Source organism: Chitinophaga sp. CF118, assembly GCF_900112615.1.
Taxonomy (GTDB): Bacteria; Bacteroidota; Bacteroidia; order Chitinophagales; family Chitinophagaceae; genus Chitinophaga.
In genome coordinates this window covers 876,282-899,827 of the sequence record NZ_FOMK01000004.1, presented here as the reverse complement: position 1 = coordinate 899,827, position 23,546 = coordinate 876,282, and the positions used below count along the sequence as shown (strand labels likewise).

General features: G+C 42.1%; 14 protein-coding genes. 11 read left to right on the top strand and 3 right to left on the bottom strand.

Annotated features, from left to right (window positions below):
- Window positions 1-12: 12 nt before the first annotated feature.
- The 3 genes from BM176_RS19875 to BM176_RS19865 are packed head-to-tail and all read right to left on the bottom strand — an operon-like array spanning window position 13 to window position 3,976.
- A complete protein-coding gene (locus tag BM176_RS19875) occupies window positions 13-1,305 on the bottom strand; it encodes a TolC family protein (protein WP_090106038.1) in 1,293 nt (430 codons plus the stop codon).
- Between the two features lie 21 nt (window positions 1,306-1,326).
- Window positions 1,327-2,892, bottom strand: a complete 1,566-nt coding sequence (locus tag BM176_RS19870; protein ID WP_090106037.1) for a DHA2 family efflux MFS transporter permease subunit — start codon at window positions 2,890-2,892, stop codon at window positions 1,327-1,329.
- Between the two features lies 1 nt (window position 2,893).
- Window positions 2,894-3,976 carry an HlyD family secretion protein gene (locus BM176_RS19865; protein WP_090106036.1) on the bottom strand — a complete coding sequence of 361 codons (1,083 nt, stop codon included), beginning with the start codon at window positions 3,974-3,976 and terminating at the stop codon, window positions 2,894-2,896.
- A 609-nt stretch (window positions 3,977-4,585) separates the two neighbouring features.
- Between BM176_RS19865 and BM176_RS19860 the strand changes: the two genes are divergently transcribed.
- The 11 genes from BM176_RS19860 to hisB all read left to right on the top strand — a co-directional run bounded on the left by BM176_RS19860 (window position 4,586) and on the right by hisB (window position 23,402).
- Window positions 4,586-5,488 (top strand): SAM hydrolase/SAM-dependent halogenase family protein, encoded by a 903-nt coding sequence (locus BM176_RS19860; protein ID WP_090106145.1) that lies wholly within the window; start codon window positions 4,586-4,588, stop codon window positions 5,486-5,488.
- A gap of 5 nt (window positions 5,489-5,493) precedes the next feature.
- Window positions 5,494-8,196 carry a TonB-dependent receptor gene (locus tag BM176_RS19855; protein ID WP_090106035.1) on the top strand — a complete coding sequence of 901 codons (2,703 nt, stop codon included), beginning with the start codon at window positions 5,494-5,496 and terminating at the stop codon, window positions 8,194-8,196.
- A gap of 428 nt (window positions 8,197-8,624) precedes the next feature.
- Window positions 8,625-14,546, top strand: a complete 5,922-nt coding sequence (locus tag BM176_RS19850) for a Calx-beta domain-containing protein (RefSeq protein ID WP_090106034.1) — start codon at window positions 8,625-8,627, stop codon at window positions 14,544-14,546.
- A gap of 65 nt (window positions 14,547-14,611) precedes the next feature.
- Complete coding sequence (locus tag BM176_RS19845) at window positions 14,612-15,610, top strand: PorP/SprF family type IX secretion system membrane protein (RefSeq protein WP_218162238.1); 999 nt, start codon at window positions 14,612-14,614, stop codon at window positions 15,608-15,610.
- 2 nt (window positions 15,611-15,612) lie between these two features.
- Entirely contained in the window at window positions 15,613-17,427 is a 1,815-nt protein-coding gene (locus tag BM176_RS19840) for an OmpA family protein (RefSeq protein WP_090106033.1), read from the top strand.
- A 220-nt stretch (window positions 17,428-17,647) separates the two neighbouring features.
- Window positions 17,648-18,169, top strand: a complete 522-nt coding sequence (locus BM176_RS19835) for a hypothetical protein (RefSeq protein WP_090106032.1) — start codon at window positions 17,648-17,650, stop codon at window positions 18,167-18,169.
- A 45-nt stretch (window positions 18,170-18,214) separates the two neighbouring features.
- A complete protein-coding gene (locus BM176_RS19830) occupies window positions 18,215-18,733 on the top strand; it encodes a helix-turn-helix transcriptional regulator (RefSeq protein ID WP_090106031.1) in 519 nt (172 codons plus the stop codon).
- A gap of 327 nt (window positions 18,734-19,060) precedes the next feature.
- Window positions 19,061-19,915, top strand: coding sequence for an ATP phosphoribosyltransferase (gene hisG / locus BM176_RS19825; RefSeq protein WP_177230462.1), 855 nt, complete (start codon window positions 19,061-19,063; stop codon window positions 19,913-19,915).
- 1 nt (window position 19,916) lies between these two features.
- Entirely contained in the window at window positions 19,917-21,203 is a 1,287-nt protein-coding gene (gene hisD, locus BM176_RS19820) for a histidinol dehydrogenase (protein ID WP_090106029.1), read from the top strand.
- 13 nt (window positions 21,204-21,216) lie between these two features.
- On the top strand, window positions 21,217-22,269 hold the full coding sequence (hisC, locus tag BM176_RS19815; RefSeq protein ID WP_090106028.1) for a histidinol-phosphate transaminase: 1,053 nt from the start codon (window positions 21,217-21,219) through the stop codon (window positions 22,267-22,269).
- Entirely contained in the window at window positions 22,266-23,402 is a 1,137-nt protein-coding gene (gene hisB / locus BM176_RS19810) for a bifunctional histidinol-phosphatase/imidazoleglycerol-phosphate dehydratase HisB (protein WP_090106027.1), read from the top strand. The genes hisC and hisB overlap by 4 nt, the downstream gene beginning before the upstream one ends.
- Window positions 23,403-23,546: the final 144 nt, after the last annotated feature.

The window sequence follows — 23,546 nt, the reverse complement described above, 5'->3', positions numbered from 1 at the left end:
ATTCAGCTTAAATTATAAATTCCCCTGAGCCTTTTGTAAATTAATCTTTGCCAGCAGGCAATCATATACCGCCCTGATATAGTTCTGTTCTGCGGTAGCAAGGGATTTCTCTGTATCTAACAAATTGCTGTACTCAAATGATCCTGCAGTGAATTGTTGTTGTTGATTCCTGTAAATAATGTTGGATAGCTCATAGTTTCTTTTTGTTGTCTCTACATTCTGGAGTGCATTGTTAAGTGATGTTTGAGCAGTCCGGATATCATTCTCCACATCCGCAGTCTTTTGTTTTAGTTCCCAATCCGTCCGACTGATTCTGTATTGATATTCCCTGATGGTGCTCTTATTTTTGAAATGAGCAGAAATGGGTACGTTTAATTTCAGTCCCACATAACTGAATGGTGCCCACCATTCACTTTTTGTATAATTAAAATTATCGTAGAGAAACTGTTGGGAATAGTTTGCTGTAAATGCCAGGGTAGGTAATACACTCTGACGGATCTTCTGCAACTGCAATGTATTGTTCTGTTGTTCCAGCATTAACTGCCTGATCTCTGTTCTTTCTCCAGGAGCAGGATTGTTTAATACATTCTGTGAGTTTAATGAATCGGTAAGTAAAAGGATGGTGTTTACAGGAACATTCAGCTGGTATTTGAGGTTATCAATTGCCAGGTCATTATTCTGCTTTGCTGTGGTACTTTGCAACCTGGCATTCTCATAATCCAGTTTTGCATGCAGGAAATCATTTTCAATCAATGCTCCCTGGTTGTATTTACCTTCTGCCAGCTGAAAGTATTCTTTATACCGGTTTTCATCATCAGTAGCTATTTTATATTGCAGTTGTTTCAGCAATACATTCAGATAAGCTTCACTCACCTGTGTTTTGATTGTTATTTCGTCTGCGCGGTTTTTCTCCTGCTGTAATGCCAGATTGTTTTTAGCAATCTTTATATCATTGCTGATACCGGGATTGTAGATGTTCTGATGGAGATCAAGACCGAAGACGGTAACATTCTTTGGTGCCAGTGCAAGTAGAGAAGGTTTATCTGAACCTCCAAAACCTGCAGGGATATATGTCGCCTGAAACTGAATATTATAGCGGATATCGCCTGAACCATTGATATCAGGTAACCATTCTTTTTTATTTTTACTGATCTCGTTACCTGATATCAGGATATTATATTGATTCGCATGGATATCATACCTGTTTTTCAAACTCATATCCATCGCCTGTTGCAGGGAGATAGGCAATTGTGCATAAGAGAGAAACGGAAGTGTGATGAATAATATGAAAAGGATCTTTTTCATTATGATGATTATATAATCTGATTAATGAGCCATATCAGATTTTGCTGAATGCTGGCCTTTTTTATAGCGGATAAGCAGTACGAGAGGAATACAGAGTAGTATTGCTATTGCAGCTGTCATGAAGCTTTGATTATAGCTCACGAGTAATTGCTGTTTGGTAAGTGCACTGTCTACCAACTGGTATGCTATGTTTCCTGCCTCATCGGGACTGAATCCTCCAGATTGGAAGCTTTGAGTATAAGACGATATTGCATCAGTACTTAAAGGATTGTAGTCACTGATATTACCAACCATGTTACTACGTACAAAGGCATTATTATGATTGACATAAATGCCCATCAGTGCTACTCCCAATGCAGCACCTAACTGACGGAACATGTTAGACAAACCAATTGCCTGTGCCAGGTTTTTACCTGTTAAACCAGCCGTTGCCAGCCCCAGTACCGGTAAGACCATAAACAATGCTCCAAAGCCGCGCATAATGAATGGCCAGAAGAAATTGCTGCTGTTGGAATCCGGAGATGAAAAAGAGATAAAAAAGAGTGGAATTGCAGTCATTATCATCCCAATCATAATGATGAACTTTGGATTCCATCCTTTATTATCTGTAAGTACTTTTATGGTAATCATGGCAGGTATGGCCACCAATGAACCGGGGATCATAAATGCTCCTGTTTGAGTAGCAGTCCAGCCAAGTGAAAGCTGCACAAACAGGGGGAAGGCATACAACGTTCCGTTGAAGATGATCCCGGTCATTAAATTCATTCCGTTACCTAATGCGAGATTGAAGTTCTTATACAGGCGAAGGTTTACAGCAGGATAATCAATGCTGAGTTCCCGGATCACGAATGCTGTCATAAAGATCAGTGCAGTTATTGCAAGCCAGGTAATTTCAGTGCTTTCAAACCAGTCTTTCGAGGAGCCTTCTTCAAGTACATATTGGAGGGAGCCAATGCCTATTACCAGGAAGAAGATGCCGAGCCAGTCGATGGTTGGTTTCTCCGCATTTTCCAGGTTTGGAACAAACCGCCAGGAGAGGAATGCAGCCGCTATACCGATAGGAATATTGAGGAAGAAGATCCAATGCCAGGAGAAGTTATCTGTAATGTAGCCACCGAGTGCCGGCCCGAAGGAAGGTCCTAAAATAACGCCAAGACCGAAGATCATTAAGCCGGTAGTTCTTTTCTCCGGAGGGAAGGCATCCATGATAATGCTTTGGGCAGTAGAGAGTAATCCACCACCGCCCAGTCCCTGAATGAAACGCCAGAATACGAGAACCCATAAGTTTGCAGAGAGTCCGCACATTAAAGAGGCGAATGTGAAGATGGCAACAGAGCTTGTAAAGTAGTTTTTACGGCCAAAGAAGTTAGAGAACATTCCGGATAAGGGAATCACAATCACGTTGGCAATGCTGTAGGCCGTGATTACCCAGGCAATTTCGGTGGTAGTAGCCCCAATGCTGCCACTTATTTCACGGAGGGATACGTTTACCACAGTGGTATCTATCAGTTCCAGTATCGCACAGGAAATGGCTGTAGCTACGAGTATGGCCTTTGTAGCACCCGTAGGATACTTCGGAGCAGTCATCTTAGTCAATTTTAATTTTTAAGAAGGCACTTAATCCAGGAAACAGAACGGTTGGTTTGTTTTCGGACCCAAAAAAAGGATCGATACTTACGCGGATAGGAAAACGCTGGGTGATCTTGATAAAGTTGCCGGTAGCGTTATCTGGAGGTAATAGTGAGAATTTAGAGCCGGTAGCACCTGCGTAGGAAGCCACTTTACCTGTTAACTTCAGATCGGGATATGCATCAATTTTGATATCAACGGATTGTCCGGGTTTGATTTTTGACAGCTGTGTTTCTTTGATATTGGCAGAAACCCAGAGATGTTTATTATCAATCAGCGCACAGAGGGTTTGTCCTGCAGAGATGTACTGTCCCTCCTGAACCGAGCGTTTGGTCACAATTCCATCCAGCGGAGCTATAATGTAGGCATGGCTCAGATCTTCCTCTGCCAATACCAGTTCTGCTTCTTTTTGTTTTACGATAGATTGTGCAGCTGTAATCTGGCCTTTTTCTGCCTTCGCATTTGTTGTTAATCCCTGCGATGTAGATACGGAAGATTGTTGCCTGCTGATAGCCTGGGCATAGTCTGCTTTGCTGGTTTGCAGCCGGTTTAAGACCGTTTCATATTGTTCCTGGGTAGCAGCTTTGATTTTCAACAGATTGCTTACACGGGCCAGGTCCAGCTCCGCCTTATCCAGATTTGCTTTCGCAGCAAGGATATTTTGCTGGTTGGATTCAGCTGTTAGCATAGAAGCATGTGCATTTTCCAAACTTGCCAGTGCTTTGATATCCGATATACTAAGACTGGCTTTCGCATTTTCAAGAGCCGCTGTTGCCTGTTTCACTTTTGCCTCCAGAGCAGTTGTGTTAAATACAATCAACGTATCGCCCTTTTTGATTTCCTGGTTATCCTGGAAACGAATGCTGGTTATATAAGCTGTTACGCTCGACCTGACAGGCTCAATGTTCCCGTCCAGCTGAGCATTGTCTGTTGTTTCATAGGCAGCACTTTTTATCCAGTAGTAAATGCCTGCCCCGGCGATAATTACCGCCACCAATAGTACTATTAGAAGTGTTTTTGGATTTTTCTTTTTTTGTTCCATGTTATAAGTTTAAAAACCGACCATTTGGTATGTAAAAGTATTAAGATTATTTATACTCCCAAAATTTTTAAGGGAATAAGAGAGAATCATAGTTGCAAAAAGAACGGAACCCCTGTCATTTAAACGCATGATAAGGCAGAGCTGTACCTGCCCTAAGAGTAAGGAGACTTATCTAAAAGAGTAATTTTAAAGATATTTAAGCTGATATCTGATCTTATATAAGCCATATCTTTATAGATATGGCTTATATAAGACTAAAATAAGACTAGGATATGGCTTATATAAGGCTTATACTACTGCAAAGGTACTACTACAGCAGACTTAGATCACTTTTAACGTACTAATAGCATCACTGCGTTGGTGATTTAATATTGGTTTCTATGTTATTATGTAGTATGATAATTTTAATGTGAAATTATTAGCTGTGAACACCTGCGATTAATTTGTTTTCCTGAAATCATGAGAAGGTGGACCTGAAGTTTATCTCTGCATACCCAGGTGCTGGAACTTTCCACTCATAATTTGTGTTTTACTTTTCAGATGTTATCTTTTAATTAATTCAATCCACTAGCTTTGTAGACTAATAAAACAGTGTTCATGAGAAAAAATATGCAAAAAGTTCTTGGTATCATATTATTCCTCCTGGTTAGCAGCCAGTCCTTCTCCCAAAATAAGATTGTCGTTTTTCAATCAGACTTCGGTTTAAAAGATGGTGCTGTTTCAGCCATGAAAGGCGTAGCATCAGGCGTTTCTGCCGATCTTAAACTATACGACCTTACCCATGAAATCCCGGCCTATAACATCTGGGAAGCGGCTTACCGCCTCCAGCAAACCGTTCCCTACTGGCCTGCTGGTACAGTATTCGTATCCGTAGTAGACCCGGGTGTAGGTACTACCAGGAAATCAGTGGTACTGAAAACAAACACGGGACAGTTCATCGTTACGCCAGATAATGGTACACTTACCCTGATAGCGGAATCATTAGGGATTGCTGAAATACGTGAAATAGATGAAGCGGTAAACCGTCGTAAAGACTCTCAGAAGTCCTACACTTTTCATGGCAGGGATGTATATGCGTACACCGGTGCCCGGCTGGCTGCGGGTGCTATCACTTATGAGCAGGTAGGTCCTGCACTGCCTAAAGAAGTGGTTAAAATCCCTTATCAGCAGGCTACCCTGGCAGGAGCTAAGCTGAAAGGTAATATCTCCATTTTGGACGTTCAATATGGCAATATCTGGACTAACATCAACGGTGATCTCTTAAACCAATTGCACCCACAATACGGCGATATCCTGCATGTAATTATTTTCCATTCCGGTAAGAAAGTATATGAAGGCGATGCGCCTTACAGTCAGACGTTTGGGGCAGTACCAAAAGGTAAACCACTAAGTTACCTGAATAGCTTGCTGCAGTTATCATTTGCTCTCAACCAGGGTAGCTTTGCGGATATTTATCATATTGGCAGCGGCAGCGAATGGAGTGTAGAAGTAACCCTGAAACCTAAAAAATAAACTCAATGATCAGATATTTAATCCTTTTCCTTTTACTGATAACAGGATCTGCAAGCGCTCAGCGTATAACCGGGAAGGTACTTGATAGCAATAATAAACCGGTTGCAGGTGCAAGTATCGTGGCTTCCCCTTCAGGTAACGGTGCTACAAGTAAAGAAGATGGTACTTTTGAACTGACCCTTGCTGATCAGGATAAACACTTCATCGTTAGTTCTATAGGATTTGAAACCTATACGCAACTACGAAAAACCAGTGGAGATTATAACATCATCCTGCAATCATCATTACATAACCTGAATGAGGTAGTACTCGTAGGTTCACGCAGCAGTGGCCGTACCAGACTGAATACTGTTGCTCCCATAGATGTTTTTAACATCTCAAGCCTGCAAACGCAATCTCCCCAGAATGACCTGAACCAGTTATTACAATACGTTTCCCCTTCATTCAATTCAAACAGGCAATCTTCTTCTGATGGTAGTGAACATATTGATCCTGCCAGCATCAGGGGATTAGGTCCCGATCAGTTGCTTGTACTTGTGAATGGTAAACGCAGGCATACCACTTCGCTGGTGAATAACCAGGGTACAGTAGGTAACGGTTCTGTAGGAACAGACCTGAACGCCATCCCGGCATCTGCAATTAAACGTATAGAAGTACTGCGCGATGGTGCTTCTGCACAATATGGCTCTGATGCTATTGCCGGTGTAATCAATATTGTACTGAAGCAGAATACCCATCAGCTTTTTGTATCTGCTACAGGTGGCGCTACTTCCCGTGGCGATGGGGGATTAGGACAACTCAACCTGAATTACGGTACCGGTTTAGGTAAACAGGGTGGTTATCTGAACATCACTGCTGAAGGTTCTTACCGCGATAAAACAACGCGGGCACAAAATAACAACCTGATCATCTTTGACCAGTCATCTCTCAATAACTATTTCGCATACGATTTTACAGATGATCCGGCAGCTTCCCGTAAATATGATGATGATATGCTGAAGCAGAAAGGACTGAAAAGAAATGATTTCAATTTCCAGATAGGAGATGCAAAAATAAAAAACGGGAGTACTTTTTTTAACCTGTCATTGCCGTTTAAAAATGGTAAGAGCGAATTTTATTCTTTCGGAGGATATAACTACCGGCAGGGAGAAGGCTTCGGCTTTCGCCGGTTACCCAGCGATGCTACCGTAAATGTATATAGTATTTATCCTGATGGTTTTCAGCCTACGACAGACTCACGGATTCATGACCGCTCCATTGTTGTAGGCCTAAAGCAAAAGCTGGGCAGGTGGAATGCTGATCTGAGCAATACCCTGGGTGACAACCGTTTCGATTATCAGGTAGATCATACCGTGAACGCTTCCTTACAGGATGCTTCTCCTACTCACTTCAAGGCGGGTGGACATGAGTTCTTACAGAACACGACTAATTTCGATGTAAGCCGGTATTTCGATAATGTAGCTGCTGGTTTGAACCTGGCTTTCGGTGCGGAGTTCAGGTTGGACGATTACCGCATCCGTGCGGGTGAAGAGGCTTCCTGGAAAAACTATGCACTGGTAGACAATGGTGATGGTACTTTTTCCAATCCTTCCGGTCTGGCGGGTGGCTCACAATCCTTTCCGGGATTTTCTCCGGATAACGCCATTCATAAGAGCAGGAGCAATACCGGTATCTATGCTGATGCTGAACTGGATGTGACTTCCAAATGGCTGATCAGCGGAGCTACCCGTCTGGAAAATTACAGTGATTTCGGAACAGCCTTCAGTGGTAAACTGGCTACCCGCTATAAGATATCCCATATCTTCAATGTAAGGGGTGCTTTCAGTAATGGCTTCCGGGCACCTTCTTTGCATCAGCAGTATTTCAGCTATATCAGTACGGATATACTGCCAGACAATACCCTTGGACAATCTGGCTTTTTTACCAATGGAAGCCCGGTGGCCAAAGCGCTGGGCATACCTGAACTTAAACAGGAAACCTCATTAAATTATAGCCTGGGATTTACAGCACAACCTGCAAAGAACTTTAATGTTTCTGTAGATGGTTATCTCACAGAAATTAAAAACAGAATCGTATTAACCGGTAGCTTCGGTTATGATCCTGAGGGAAATCCGGTTGATGCTATTCAAAATATTATCAATCCGCTGGGTGCAAATTCTGCCCGCTTTTTCAGTAATGGCGTAGATACCAGAACGGTAGGAATAGATGTAGTGGCAGACTATAACATTCAATCCGGTGCACATGGTTTTGATGCTTCGCTGGGACTGAATTACAATAAGAATACCATCACCGGTACGCATGTACCTGCTGCATTGAAAGGGCAGGAACAGATCTTCTTTTCTCCAAACGATAGTATACTGATTACTGAAGGTACGCCCAGGATCAAAGCTAATTTATCACTGACCTACAGTTACAAAAAATTCAGTGTGTTATTGCGCAATGTATATTTCGGAGAAGTATCCCGTAACAGTTTCCCTTTTGGTGAAGTACAGATCCATAAAGGAAAAGTAGTGACAGACCTTTCGCTGAGTTATAATATAAAGCCGGTTACATTTACCATCGGTGCTAATAATCTGCTGGATGTATTCCCGGATAAACAGGTTTATGACAACAGCTATTTCGGTGTGTTTAAATATGCCTCTGTACAAATGGGTACACTGGGTTCTTTCTATTTTGCACGTGTAACATTGAATTTACCAACGAGATAAAATATCTTTTACAGATAGAAAAGCCTGGAAGTAATTCCGGGCTTTTCTATCTGTATTCTTAACCTTCCCAAGCATCCCTGCTATCTATAACTGGACATAAAATCTACTACTTTCTACTTAAAGCAATTGAGTATTGCAGAAAACGTATTTAAATCATTTATAATGGGTTGTGAAATATATCTGCAAAAATGGCATCTCATTTAGTGAGTAGATGCTTTTATTTTAAATAAGAACCCATACATTAGCCTTGACACAAGCTAGAATTTAAGACCTATGACCTTAGAAAACCCATATCTCTGTACAATTTTACACTGATACTTTTTCTTTGGCGGTATATGTGTGGCAAGTAAGCATACGGATCATTTTATTGTTGAGGTAGTCTTTCAGATATGCTGCAACTTTTATGCGTCATGTAAGTCCTGTTCCCTATGAAATCAATTCTCAAAAGTTTCCTGTTAGCAGGGTTTTTGATGCTGCTGTTCCTGTTGGCAGGAAGTCAGTCATTGCTGGCTAACTTAATAACCCGCTGGGATTTTACATCCGGCAATTTTCTTAAGCAGCTGGAATTATCTGCAGGTAAGCGTTTTGCTGATCCCGAAGTAACAATCGGGTCTCCTGTTAATGGTGCCGAAAGTGCTAGTCCTGCTAATGGCAGTTTTACTGTTTTCCTGAATAGTACTATACCTGTAACTGAGGACGTTACTGTAACGTACACGGTATCCGGAACAGCAACAGATGGTGCAGATTATACCATCCAGACCAGTGTAAATATTCCTGCAGGGACTCCAAGTGCCCCACTGCCGGTAAGTGTGCTGGATGATATGATCCTTGAACCTAATGAAACAGTTACCGTTACATTATTATCAGCAACTACAACGACCTCAGGCACTGTTATCCCTGTGTCCGGAAGTTCGACGTTGATAATTACTGATGATGATTATAATACCGTTAGCCGGAATATATTTTTGGAAGACCCGGTAAATGGTGAAGAAGGAGGGACGAATGGCGCCATTAAGATGTCTCTTCCCAGTGGATATATTGCCGGAGAAGATATTACAGTGTATTATAAGGTTACAGGAAGTTTACCTCCTGCCAAGCCAGCAGATTCAGATGACTATAGCTCTTTCGGTCTTACAGCTGTTATTAAAAAAGGCATGTCTTCTGCAACGGTAAATATCCCAATCGTAGATGATGCAAAGATAGAAGGAGAAGAATCGTTTGAAGTGGAACTGCTTAGTGCTACAGGAGCTACGGGGAGTCTTCTCTATGGAGTCGGCCCTAATATTGGTGTGACAGTAGCTATAATTGATAATGATAACACGGTTGCTATTACCAGTATCACTGATGGTGAAGAAGATCCTTCAAATACTAAAAATGCTGCATTCTATCTCAGTCTGCCGGCAGGGATTGTTGCTACAGAAGATGTTAGAATTACCTACACTCTCGAAGGGGATGCTGAAAACGGAATCGATTATACTACTTTAAGTGGATCATTTATAATACCCGTGGGTAACTCCGGAGCATCATTGCAGATTCCTATAACAGATGATAAAGTAATAGAAAATAAGGAAGATATAAGACTCAAATTGGTGAGTGGTACCGGGGTAACGAGCGGTATGGCTTTTACATTTATTACTGCTGACAATGTTGCTTATATCACGGATAATGACAATATTCCTGCGAATCGCGTTCTGACTATCACTAATATAACGGACGGCGCAGAACCTAATATAAACGGGAGTTTTAGGATCAGCTTACCGGCTGGTTACACCTGTTCGGAAGGAATTGCTCTAATTTATACCATATCAGGTAGCGCCACTAATATCGTCGATTATAAAAGGTTAATTGGTACTGCCACTTTAATACCAGCAGGCCAAAATAGTACCGATCCTATACTTGTGGAGGTCATAAATGATCTTATTATTGAAGGAGATGAGAAGGCGATTTTCACTATCTCTTCCGGTCGTACGCTTTCAGCTACCCCCGTCCTGTTTACACCGGGTACCCCTGCTGTGGGTACTGTTACAATTGCAGACGATGATAATACAGATATGGGGATCACTGTTGCCGCTACCGACCCCAATGCTGCGGAACCTAACGATAATGGTACATTCACAATTACACTGCCTGGCGGGAAAGTAGCTAGTGTGCCCGTTACAGTGAATTACACTATTACCGGAACTGCTACTAATGGAACGGATTATACAACTATACCGCTTTCTGTTATCATTCCGGCTGGGGCCTCTTCAATACCTGTTCCAGTTACGGTACAGAATGATAACCTGATAGAAGGAAATGAAACAGTAATCTTAACAATCACCAGTGCTACCTCTGCTATTACCAGTCCGTCGGGATTCGTACCAGGTACTCCAGCTGTTGCTACTGTTAATATTGTTGATGACGATAATGCAGATATGAATGTAGTGGCTACAGCTAGTGATCCCAATGCTGCAGAACCTTCCGATAATGGTGCATTCAATATCAGCATTGCACCGGGAAAACTAACGGGTGTTCCCATTACAGTTACTTATACTATTACAGGAACTGCCGAAGGAGGGAAAGATTATACCAGTCCCCCGCTAACAGCTCTTATTCCGCTTAACGGCAGCAGTGTTTCGATCCCGGTATCTGTTATAGATGATAACCTGATAGAGGGCGCTGAAACAGTGATCTTAACAATCACGGGTGTAACTTCTACTCCTGCAATTACTCCGTTGCCATTTACATATGATCCGGCTAAAACAGCTACTGTAACAATTGCTGATGATGACAATACAGACATGAACATTGTGGCTACTGCCAGCGATGCCAGTGCTAAAGAACCATCGGATAACGGTGAGTTCAAACTCAGCATTGCTCCCGGCAAATTAGCCAGTGTTCCTATTGTGATTACTTATACCATTACAGGTACTGCTACTAATGGAACGGATTATACAACTATACCGCTTACTGCTACCATTCCTGCGGGAGCAAACAGTGTACCTGTCTCTGTACCGGTATTGAATGATGAGCTGGTAGAAGGAGATGAGAATGTGATCTTAACAATCACTGCTGTAGATGCGCCATTTACATTTAACACTACAAATACCGCGACTGTCATTATCGCTGATGATGATAATACAACAGTGGATATTGGTGATCAGGATGGAGATGCCTCCAATGGTATTAATGGTATTAATGCAGCAGAACCGAATACCAATGGTAGTTTTACCCTTAGCCTGGCTCCGGGAAAAATTACCACAATGCCGGTAGTTATTACTTACACTATCTCAGGCACAGCTGCAAACGGTACTGATTATACAACCCTGCCACTTACCGCGACTATTAATCCTGGGGATAACAAAGTTGATGTCCTGGTAAATGTGATCGACGATGATCTGATAGAAGGCGATGAAACAGTGATCCTGACAATAGATAAGATCACTACTACTCTTCCAATTACAACAGGTACGCAAAAAACGGCATCGATCATAATAAAAGATGATGATGACTCCGATATGAATGTAGGCATTGGTGATAATGATGGAGATCCTTCTAATGGTATCAATGGCGTGAATGCTGCTGAACCTAATAAAAATGGCGGGTTTACAGTCGGCATAGCACCGGGTAAGAAAACCAGTGTGCCTATTGTAATTACTTATACTATCACAGGTACTGCCATCAATGGCACGGACTATGTGAATGCTTCCGGGACTGTTACAATTAATGCAGGTAGCAACAGCGCTGAGATTCCTGTTACAGTGATCGATGATAATCTGATAGAGGGAGACGAAACAGTGACAGTCAAAATTACCGGTATTAGCAGTCCACCACTTCCTTTTGTAATAGGAACACAAAATACAGCAGGGATAATTATAGAGGATGATGATGATAATGCAGATATGGATGTAGTGGCTACTGCCAGTGATCCTGATGCTGCAGAACCTTCCAATAACGGTGAATTCAAGATCAGCATTGCGCCGGGTAAACTCACAGGGGTACCCATTACCGTTACTTATACTATCACAGGAACTGCTGAAGATGGGAAAGATTATACCAGTATCCCATTAACGGCCATTATTCCGGTTAATGGCGACAGTTATTCTATTCCTGTAACCGTAATTGATGACATCCTGATAGAGAGCCCTGAAACAGTGATCTTAACTATCACAGGTGTAAGTTCCGTTCCTTCTCTGCCATTTACATATAATGCGACCAGTACAGCTATTGTAACGATAAAAGATAATGATAATACCGACTTGAACATTATGGCTACTGCCAGTGATGCCAGTGCTGCAGAACCGTCGAATAACGGTGAGTTCAAACTTAGCATGGCTCCGGGCAAACTGGCCAGTGTGCCTATTGTGATTACTTATACCATCACCGGTACTGCAAAAGATGGATTAGATTATACCAGTATTCCGCTTACTGCCACCATTCCTGTGGGAGAGAATAGTGTGCCTGTCTCTGTACCGGTATTGGATGATAACCTGATAGAAGGGGATGAGAAAGTGATCTTAACGATCACCGCTGTAGATGCACCATTTACATTTACTGCTACTACAAATACTGCTACAGTCACTATCGCTGATGATGATATTACAACAGTGGACATTGGTGATCAGGATGGAGATGCCTCCAATGGTATCAATGGTATTAATGCAGCAGAACCGAATACGAATGGTAGTTTTACCCTTAGCTTTGCTCCGGGAAAAATTACTACGTTGCCGGTAGTTATTACTTACACTATCTCAGGTACAGCCGCAAACGGTACTGATTATACGTCTCTTCCTCTTACAACTACGATTGCTGCAGGAGAAAACAGTGTGCCCGTCCCGGTAACAGTGATCGATGATGATCTGATAGAAGGCACAGAAACGGTGATCCTGACAATAGATAAGATCACTACCACTCTTCCAATTACAATGGGTACACAGAAAACGGCATCAATCATAATAAAAGATGATGATGATACCGATATGAATGTGGGCATTGGTGATAATGATGGTGATGCTTCTAATGGTATCAATGGTGTGAATGCCGCTGAACCTAATAAAAATGGCGGATTTACGGTAAGTGTTGCTCCAGGTAAGAAAACCAGTGTACCTATTAATATTACTTATACCATTACAGGTACTGCTTTGAATGGTACGGATTATAGATCGGTTTCTGGTACAGTGAGGATAGAAGCTGGTAACAACGGGGCTGAAATTCCTGTTACAGTGATCGATGATAACCTGATAGAGGGAGATGAAACAGTGACAGTCGCTATCACCGGAATTAGCAGTCCACCGCTTCCTTTTGTAATAGGTACAAGAAATACAGCCGGAATAATTATAGACGATGATGATGATACCGATATGAGTGTAGGTCCGGAGGATAATGATGGAGATGCATCTAATGGTATTAACGGTATGGGTGCTGCCGAACCGGATAAGAATGGCGGATTTAAAGTGAGAGTAGCACCTGGTAAATTGACCAGTGTTCCCATTACCATCTCTTACACACTTTCCGGTACGGCAACCAGCGGAGAGGATTATGAAACACCACCGGCAGAAGTGACCATTGCTGCTGGTGAAGGTGATGTTGCTATCCCTGTTAAAGTGATAGATGATAAGCTGGTAGAGGGAGATGAAAACGTAATACTGACCATCACAGGTGTAAATGGTAGTCCATTACCATTTATGGTGGGTACAAACAATACAGCTTCGGTTAATGTGGTTGATAATGACCAGCCGAAGGTAGATCTGGTGGTGACCAAGACAGTTGTTCAGCCTGCACCATACATTATAGGTCAGGATATTACTTATCGTATAACCGTCACCAATAATGGTAATGTACCAGCTACTGAAGTTGTAATGACAGATAACCTGCCAGGTGCTATAGAACTCAATCCGGTTACCGCGACTTTAAAAGGTTTGGTGAACCAGAATGGCAGCATAGTTACATGGGAGATAGGGCAGCTGGAGATCGGTGAAACAGTTGAAATGACAATGGTTTGTCATGCTACGGATGGAGGCTCTCTTGTGAATACAGCCAGCGCTGTTGCAAAAGAGAACGAAGATAAACCTGAAGATAACAAGGCCGTTGCCACAATCAGCGTTGAAGGCGATGTTTTGATTATCCCGAATGTGTTTACACCTAACGGAGATGGAAAGAATGAAATGTTTGATATCGGGGGATTGAAAAAGTACCCTTCTGCCAGTCTGTATGTTTACAATCGTTGGGGAGCAATGGTATATCAGTCAAAGGATTATCAGAATAACTGGAGCGGCACAGGATTAAATGCGGGCAGTTATTTTTATACACTGGAAGTGAAAAAAGCGGATGGCACGAAGATTTACAAAGGGTGGGTGGAAATATTACGATAATGAATTTTAAAAAGCATTGGGCGGACAACGGTTCTTGTGTACGGGGCAGGTAGAAATATTACGATATGAGCTTAAAATTTGCAAGCATGCGGAAGGTGATCCTTCTCCTGTTGATAACAGCAGGACAGGTAAAGGCCCAGCAAACAGTGCAATTCAGCCAGTATGTATTTAACGGGTTGAGTGTAAATCCTGCTTATGCAGGTTATAAGGAACATTTGTATATAAACATGGCGTACCGGCACCAGTGGACAGGGATTCCCGGAGCGCCACGTACTGGTGGGATATCCATTGATGGCCCCCGTGGAGCCGGGAATAAAGTAGGACTTGGCTTACAGGCTATGGTAGATTTTATGGGGCCGCAACAGGCATTTTCTTTGTATGGTTCTTATGCATACCGTATTCCTTTAGACCAGGATGGTACAAAACGATTCGCCCTCGGTATAGGTATCGGGGTTACTCAATACTCTCTGGATGGAAGTGCCTTGATAGCACGGGAAAGCGGTGACCCTACCGTGCCAACGGGCAAGGTGAATACACTGGCGCCTGATGCGCGGTTCGGTATCTATTACTCTACGCCCGCATTTTATATGGGTATATCTGTTATGGACCTTTTTTCGTTATATACGGAAAATGGCTATTTTTGGAAGGGATATAATTTTAAGACTATCCGCAAATCACAGCATATTTACCTCACCACGGGCTGTATGTTGTATTTGTCGGAACATCTTCGTTTGAAGCCTTCACTGATGATTAAAGAGGATTTTAAAGGTCCTACGGGGGTAGATATAAACGCTTTTTTGCAGATAGATCATCTTTTATGGATAGGAGGTTCTTTCAGGATGAATCCTAAACTATGGAAAAAGGAATTGCCTGATCAGTTGCAGATCACTAATGCAGCCAGTGCTATGGTAGAATATTATGTATCTGAGAAACTACGGATCGGCTATTCGTACGATTTGAATATTAACAAGCTGGCAGGTTACCAGGGAGGATCGCATGAAATCTCTGTCGGGATTTCATTCCCTTCAAAGAAATCGACGGTAATAAACCCACGCTATTTCTAATTATGATGATACGGTTTTTTGTAATAGTAATTCTTCTATCCTGCCAGGTGGCATACGGTCAGGAGCAAAGAAGTGCCAGGGAATTGGCAGATGAAGCATACGCAGTAAAAGAGTATGCAAAAGCTGCTAATTTATATAATAACCTGATAGAGAAGCAAAAGAATCCCTCATTGGAATTGATGGGCAAACTGGCTAATTGTTATCGTGAAATGGGCGTAGTGCCTGCAGCTACTTTCTGGTATGAGAATATGCTGAAACGGCCTGAATGCAGTGATAGCATACGGTTGATCTTTGTTGAAATGCTGAAACGTACGGAAGATTACAAAAGAGCGAAAGAAGAACTAGCCCTTTACCATCCTTCGAAAGCAGATGGTATCCGGTTGAAAGACCAGATGCTGGCGGGCTGTGACAGTGCAGTAGTATGGAAATCCCTGCCTCCGGATTATGCACTGGAAAACATCAAAGACATTTGTACTCAGGGTGATGAATGGATCAGTGGAGCCACAAAACAGGGGCTGCTAATAGAAGGTAACGGTTACCGAAAAATGCAGATCAATGGAAAAGGTGAATCTCATCCACAGTTAGATAGCCGCCTTAATCAGCCATTCTTTAAATCTTATATGCTAAAGCAGTATACTGCCGGAAATGCCAACAATATGCTGGAAGAAGTACTGCCGGAGCTGTTAGGGAAATTCTCGCATAATATTGGTCCGATATGTTTTAATGCAAGAGAGGATACAGCATATATCACGATGAACCTGCCCTCAAAACCGAATGAAAAGAGTATCCTTAAACAGGTATGGTTATTATGGTTGTTCCGTTCTGTAAAGAAAGACTATAAATGGACATGGCTGGACTCTACCGCTATGAGAGAATTAAACTATGCAGGAAGTTCATCCAGTCATGTTGTGCTTAGCCATGATGGCTCTCTGTTATATTTTGTGTCAGACAGGCCAGGTGGATTCGGGAAAACGGATATCTGGTATAGTGAACGGCAACGAGGCGGACGTTGGGGAGCACCTAAGAACTGTGGGCCAATGATCAATACACCTCAGGAAGAAGCCTGCCCAATTATTAATGAAAACGGATATCTCTATTTTTCGAGTAGAGGCCATGCCGGTATGGGAGGATATGATATTTACCGTGCTCAGGGAAACAGGGAAGACTGGCAGGGAGTACAAAACTTACGGTCGCCGATTAATTCAGGAGGGGATGATCTGGGCTTTGTTCTGAGAGGGAATACTTTTGAAGGTTATTTCTCGTCCAATAGATTGGGTGGCATGGGAGGAGACGATGTTTATCATTTCATGGATGCGCACCTTACCGAAAAACTGAATAAACCTGATACGGTAGTTAGCAAACAACCTGAAATAGCGGAGGTCAAACAACCTGTGCCTGATAAGCCTGTGGTTGCTGTTAAGCCGCCTGTGGATACACTCACAGATCCGGATAAAACGGCAATTGGCCGCATGGAGAAACTTAAATTCCTGTATGATTATAATAGTGCCGTATTGCTGGATGAGTCTAAGAGAGTGCTGGATAATGTGGCTCTTGTGCTGAAAGAACGGCCTAACTGGAAACTGATCATCCGTTCCTATGCAGATAACCGCGGTACGGACAGCTACAACCTTAATTTAACAGCACAGCGTTGCTATGCGGTAATAGCTTACCTGGCCCGGAAGGGAATTTCTCCTAAACGGTTTTTCTACCATAATATGGGAGAGAAAGATCCTGTTAATCCTTGTAACGAAGGTACTCCCTGCACGGAGAGCCAGCATCAGGAGAACAGAAGGACTGAGTTAACGGTGTTGCGATAGAAACGTAGTTTTATAATAAAACAGGAAAGCAGTTTAGATCATTTGACCTAAACTGCTTTCCTGTTTTAAGTCATTGTTAACCAAATCAGTAAGTTTAATTTAACCGCCCCTTTTAATTATACAAATTGTAGTGTTATTTCATTTAGATTATACAATTTGTATAATTATTTGTATATTTGTGTTGCGTTAGCTCGATCCCCCTTTTTTAATCTTTTTATATATGAATGTAAAAATATTGAAGGTGTCGACGGATAAGTTAGTTGGCGCAACTATTAGAAAGGGAGAACGAATAGAGCTCCCTTCAATTCAGACTGGTTGGCGGTTTAACTTCGGCAGCCGCTTAATGAAGCTATCATATGCTACGGCTTATGTACTAGTAGATCAGGATACTCCAGACTTGATCGAAGGGACTTTGATTTTTCAGATGCAGGATAAAACCATCCCGTATATGGCTTATGTAGAGGTCGCTCCCCATAATAGGACAGATTTAAAGAAATATGATTACGTAGCTGGTTGCCTGATTGCATTTGCGTGTAAGCAAAGTTTTATTAGAGGAAAAGGTGATTATCAGGGGTGGCTGACATTTGATGTGTGTGAAGAGAATGAGAAAGATCAGATCAGACTGATGACGCATTATTGTACAAAATATAAAGCGCAAAGATTTGCTGATACAACCACTATGATAATAGATCCGGAGAATGGACGCAATTTAATTGAAGAATATCTGGAACGAAAGGCATAATATTCCAGATCCGGAATAATTGCTAAAATTATAAAAGCAAATTGTATGGCTACAATTCATCAAAGCAAAGAGATCAATCACAAGGTTGAAATTGGCTTGGCTGAAGGTAAAGAGTGGTCAGTAAGCCACTTAACAGAAGTTAAAAGCTTCATAAAAAAAGAAGCTCAGAAGCGTTCTCCGGAACAGCAACTTATTACACAGTTATATGGTATCAAATATAGAATGGAAGAATATCTTGAAAGCAATGATATTAATATCAAGGATATTCGTTCAATAGAATTTTTTTTAGCTGATTATCTGAAAGTATTGAATCTTTCATTTAAGAAGTTTGCAATTAGTATTGATACAACTGATGGAAATCTTAAAAAATATCTTTCTGGAGAAAGGAAATTTAATACAGATTTGGCAATGAAATTTGGTTGTTTTTTCCATACCTCTCCCGATTTATGGATGAGCATTTGTACGAAGAATGAATTTTTACTTCTTCAAAAAGGGAAGGCCTACGTAAGTAAATACAAAAAGTATGATTATAAAAACGTAGTAAATTTGAAGAATGCCTCATGAAAAAGAAGATAGATGGATGTGGTGTGCAATGAATTATAATTAATCATCATTAGTATTTCAGCCGGATCATATATTTTAAAGACGATAATAATAACAGATATTCCAGATATCTATCTAAAAAAATTAGTTTTATTTTAAAAAATACTTATTAACTTCGCACCGTTATTCAAATTATGAACATTAACACACATACACATCATCACCATCATTTCTTACCAAGCAGGTAGGCTGGGATGATTGTATGTACTATATAAGATATTAGAACATCATCAGGGGCTTACCACACGGTAAGCCCCTTTTTGTTTTTCACGGAACACTAGTAACATTATGAAACTGAGAATTGCCATTCAGAAATCAGGACGTTTGCACGAAGATTCTATTAAGCTCTTAAAGGAGTGTGGAATCGATATTAACAACGGCGTAAATAAGCTGAAAACAGAAGCCAGTAACTTTCCCCTGGAAGTGTTTTTCCTGCGCGACGATGATATTCCGCAATATGTAGAAGACGGCGTAGCAGATATTGGAATGGTGGGAGAGAATGTGGTACTTGAAAAGAACCGTTCCGTAAAGGTAGCTACCAAACTGGGTTTTGGTAAATGCCGCTTGTCACTCGCCGTACCAAGATCAGTAGAATACAATGGTGTGAAGGACATGGATAAGCTGCGTATTGCTACCAGCTACCCCGTAATCCTGGAAAACTTCCTGAAAGAGAATGGCATTACAGCAGATATTCATGAGATCAGCGGATCTGTGGAAATAGCCCCTGGTATTGGCCTTGCAGATGCTATCTGTGACCTTGTAAGCAGTGGTTCCACCCTGTTCATGAATGGTTTGAAGGAAGTGGAAGTGATCCTGAAATCAGAGTCAGTCCTCATCACTAACAATTCCCTGAACGCAGAACAGCAACAATTACTGGAAAAGCTGTTATTCCGCATTCAGGCGGTGAAGAAAGCAAAGAACAATAAATATGTATTGCTGAACGCACCGAATGATAATCTGCAAAAGATCATCAGCCTGTTGCCGGGAATGAAAAGCCCTACTGTACTGCCATTGGCAGAAGCAGGCTGGAGTTCCGTACATTCCGTTCTGAACGAAAATGATTTCTGGGATATCATCGAAAGCCTCAAAGCTGCCGGTGCACAAGGTATCCTGGTAGTACCCATTGAAAAGATGATCATTTAATATGTTAGTATATAAATACCCTGAGAGAGCATCCTGGCCATCATTACTGCAACGTCCAGTAATGGATACGGCAGCACTGGAAACCAATGTTGGGAATATCCTGGCAGATGTAAAGCTAAATGGTGATGCTGCCGTACGCAAGTATGCAAAGCAGTTTGATAAAGTAGAATTGCAGGCGCTGGAAGTAACACCGGCAGAATTTGCACATGCTTCCGCAGTACTGGATGCAGATCTGAAAAAGGCTATCCTTCAGGCAAAACACAACATAGAACTGTTCCATAAAGCACAGCAGGAAGCAGGTAAGATCATTGAAACCATGCCCGGTGTACAATGCTGGCGCAAACCGGTAGCCATCGAAAAGGTGGGATTGTATATTCCGGGAGGATCTGCCCCTCTTTTCTCTACTATATTAATGCTGGGTATACCCGCTATGATAGCTGGTTGCAGGGAGATCGTACTTTGTACGCCATCCAATGCTGCCGGTGAAGTACATCCCGCGGTATTATACGCAGCTGAACAGGTGGGACTGGATCGCGTATTCAAAATAGGCGGTGTGCAGGCTATTGCAGCCATGGCCTATGGTACGGACAGTGTTCCGAAAGTACATAAGATCTTCGGCCCGGGTAATCAGTATGTAACCTGCGCCAAACAGCTGGTCAACAAAGGAGGCATTGCAATAGATATGCCTGCTGGTCCTTCTGAAGTGGCTGTACTGGCAGATAATACCTGCGTACCTTCTTTCGTGGCAGCCGACCTGCTCTCACAGGCAGAGCACGGTCCTGATAGCCAGGTATTGCTGGTCACTACTGCTGCTGAGATTATTGAAGAAGTGCAGAAAGAAGTAGCAGCGCAGCTGGCAGTATTACCCCGTAAAGATATTGCAGCTCTTGCACTGGAAAACAGCCGGATCATTTTAGTAAAGGATACTGAAGAGGCGATGGAACTGCTGAATGCCTATGCACCTGAACACCTGATAGTAGCCTGTAAGGATGATATCGGGATAGCAGATGCTGTGATCAATGCAGGCTCTGTATTCCTGGGTAACTACTCCCCGGAAAGTGCGGGCGATTATGCCTCCGGTACTAATCATACGTTGCCTACTAATGGTTATGCTACTGCCTACAGTGGGGTATCGCTGGATAGCTTTGTAAAGAAAATCACCTTCCAGCGTCTTACAAAAGAAGGACTGCAGGGGATAGGAGCTACCATCGAAACAATGGCTGCAGCAGAAGGACTGGATGCGCATAAAAATGCGGTGACAGTCAGGTTAAAATACAAAGGGAAATAATAAACTTATCACGATGTTCGATCTCAATAGCTTATTACGCGATAATATTAAAAGGCTGGTACCTTACTCTACTGCGAGAGATGAATTCAAAGGAGAAGCAGCCATCTTTCTCGATGCAAATGAAAACAGTTATGGTTCTCCTTTACCGGTAGCATACAACCGTTACCCGGACCCAATGCAATGGAAGGTGAAATACAGACTGGCAGATATCAAAGGGGTGCCTCCACAGAATATCTTCCTCGGCAATGGCAGTGATGAAGTAATTGATGTGTTGTACCGTTCTTTTTGTCGCCCGGGTATAGATAACGTGGTATTATTTCCACCTACCTATGGTATGTATGAAGTGAGTGCTAACATCAATGATGTGATTGTGCGTAAAGTATCGCTTACACCTGATACTTACCAGATAGATATGGCCGCATTACAACAGGCAGTAGATGAGAACACCAAACTCATATTCATCTGTTCTCCCAATAATCCTACAGGTAATTCCATCAATCGCGCAGACATTGAGATGGTGCTGAATAACTTCGATGGTATCGTTGTGATAGATGAAGCCTATATCAACTATGCTCGTCAGAAAACTTTTATCCCAGAACTCACAGAATATCCGAACCTGGTGATAATGCAGACGTTATCAAAGGCATGGGGACTTGCAGCATTACGCGTAGGAATGGCTTTTGCAGGTGAAGAGATCATTAATGTGCTTAATAAAGTAAAACCTCCCTACAACATCAACAGGGCTGCACAGGATCTTGTATTACAGGCGCTGGATAATATAGGTGAAGTGAATGAATGGATCCGGGATACGGTGATAGAAAGAGATAAATTATCAGCATCACTGGACGCCTTACCACAAATCCTGGAAGTATATCCCAGCGATGCCAATTTTATACTCGCTAAAACAGTCGATGCAAAAGGCATTTACAACTATCTTGTTGAACAAGGAATCATTGTACGTGACCGTTCAAAAGTAGAATTATGTAATGGCTGCCTGCGCATTACTGTAGGTACAGCGGACGAAAACATCACACTGATAAACGCGATTAAATCAGTTCAATTATGAAAAGAGTACTCTTCATAGACAGGGATGGAACTATCATCAAAGAAGTGCCGCCTACGTATCAGATAGATAGTCTGGATAAAGTAGAATTTTATCCTAAAGTATTTACCTACCTGACAAAGATTGCAGCAGAACTTGATTTTGAGCTGGTAATGGTCACAAACCAGGATGGACTTGGTACTGCCAGTTTTCCGGAAGCAGATTTCTGGCCGGCACAGAATTTTATTACCCGCACTTTTGCCAATGAGGGTGTCATTTTCAAAGAAGCATTTATAGACCGTTCCTTTCCGCATGAGAATGCACCCACGCGCAAACCGGGCACCGGCATGCTCACGAAGTATTTCTCCGCAGACTACGATCTGGCTAATTCCTTTGTTATCGGTGACCGTATCACAGATGTACAACTGGCCAAAAATTTAGGCGCAAAAGCGATCTTCCTGAATGAAGGCACGGGCTTGGGTAATGCAGAAATCAGCGATGATCTGCAGGCCCTGCAATCAGTGATCCTGCTGGAATCTACTGACTGGCAAAAGATCTACGAATTTTTAAAACTCGGTCTGCGTACCGTTACACATACACGTACTACCAAAGAAACAGACATCACTGTTTCTCTTAACCTGGATGGTACCGGCAAAGCAGATATCAGTACCGGACTGGGATTCTTTGATCACATGCTGGATCAGATTGCCCGTCATGGTAGTATCGACCTGACAGTAAAAGCAAAAGGAGATCTTCACATCGATGAACATCACACTATTGAAGATGTTGGATTGGCATTAGGAGAAGCGATGGCGATGGGTTTAGCAGATAAACGCGGTATAGAACGTTATGGTTTCTGTCTTCCAATGGATGATTGCCTCGCACAGGCAGCGATCGATTTCGGTGGCCGTAACTGGTTAGTGTGGGATGCTAAATTTAACAGGGAGAAAATAGGAGAGATGCCTACAGAGATGTTCTTCCACTTCTTTAAGTCGTTCTCAGATGCAGCTAAGTGTAATCTGAATATTAAAGCAGAAGGAGAAAATGAACATCATAAAATAGAAGCGATCTTTAAGGTGTTTGCAAAAGCGATTAAGATGGCAGTGAAGCGTAATCCTTCGAATATGCAGTTGCCTAGTACGAAGGGAGTGTTGTAGGATTTGATAAAGATTTTGAGGAGCGGGATGTGTTTCACATTCCGCTTTTTTATTTATACTGATTAGTGCATAATGATAATGTCATTTCATTCATTTTTATTTGTGTTTGTTCATTTTGTTCAACCTCAATTATTATCTTTTCTT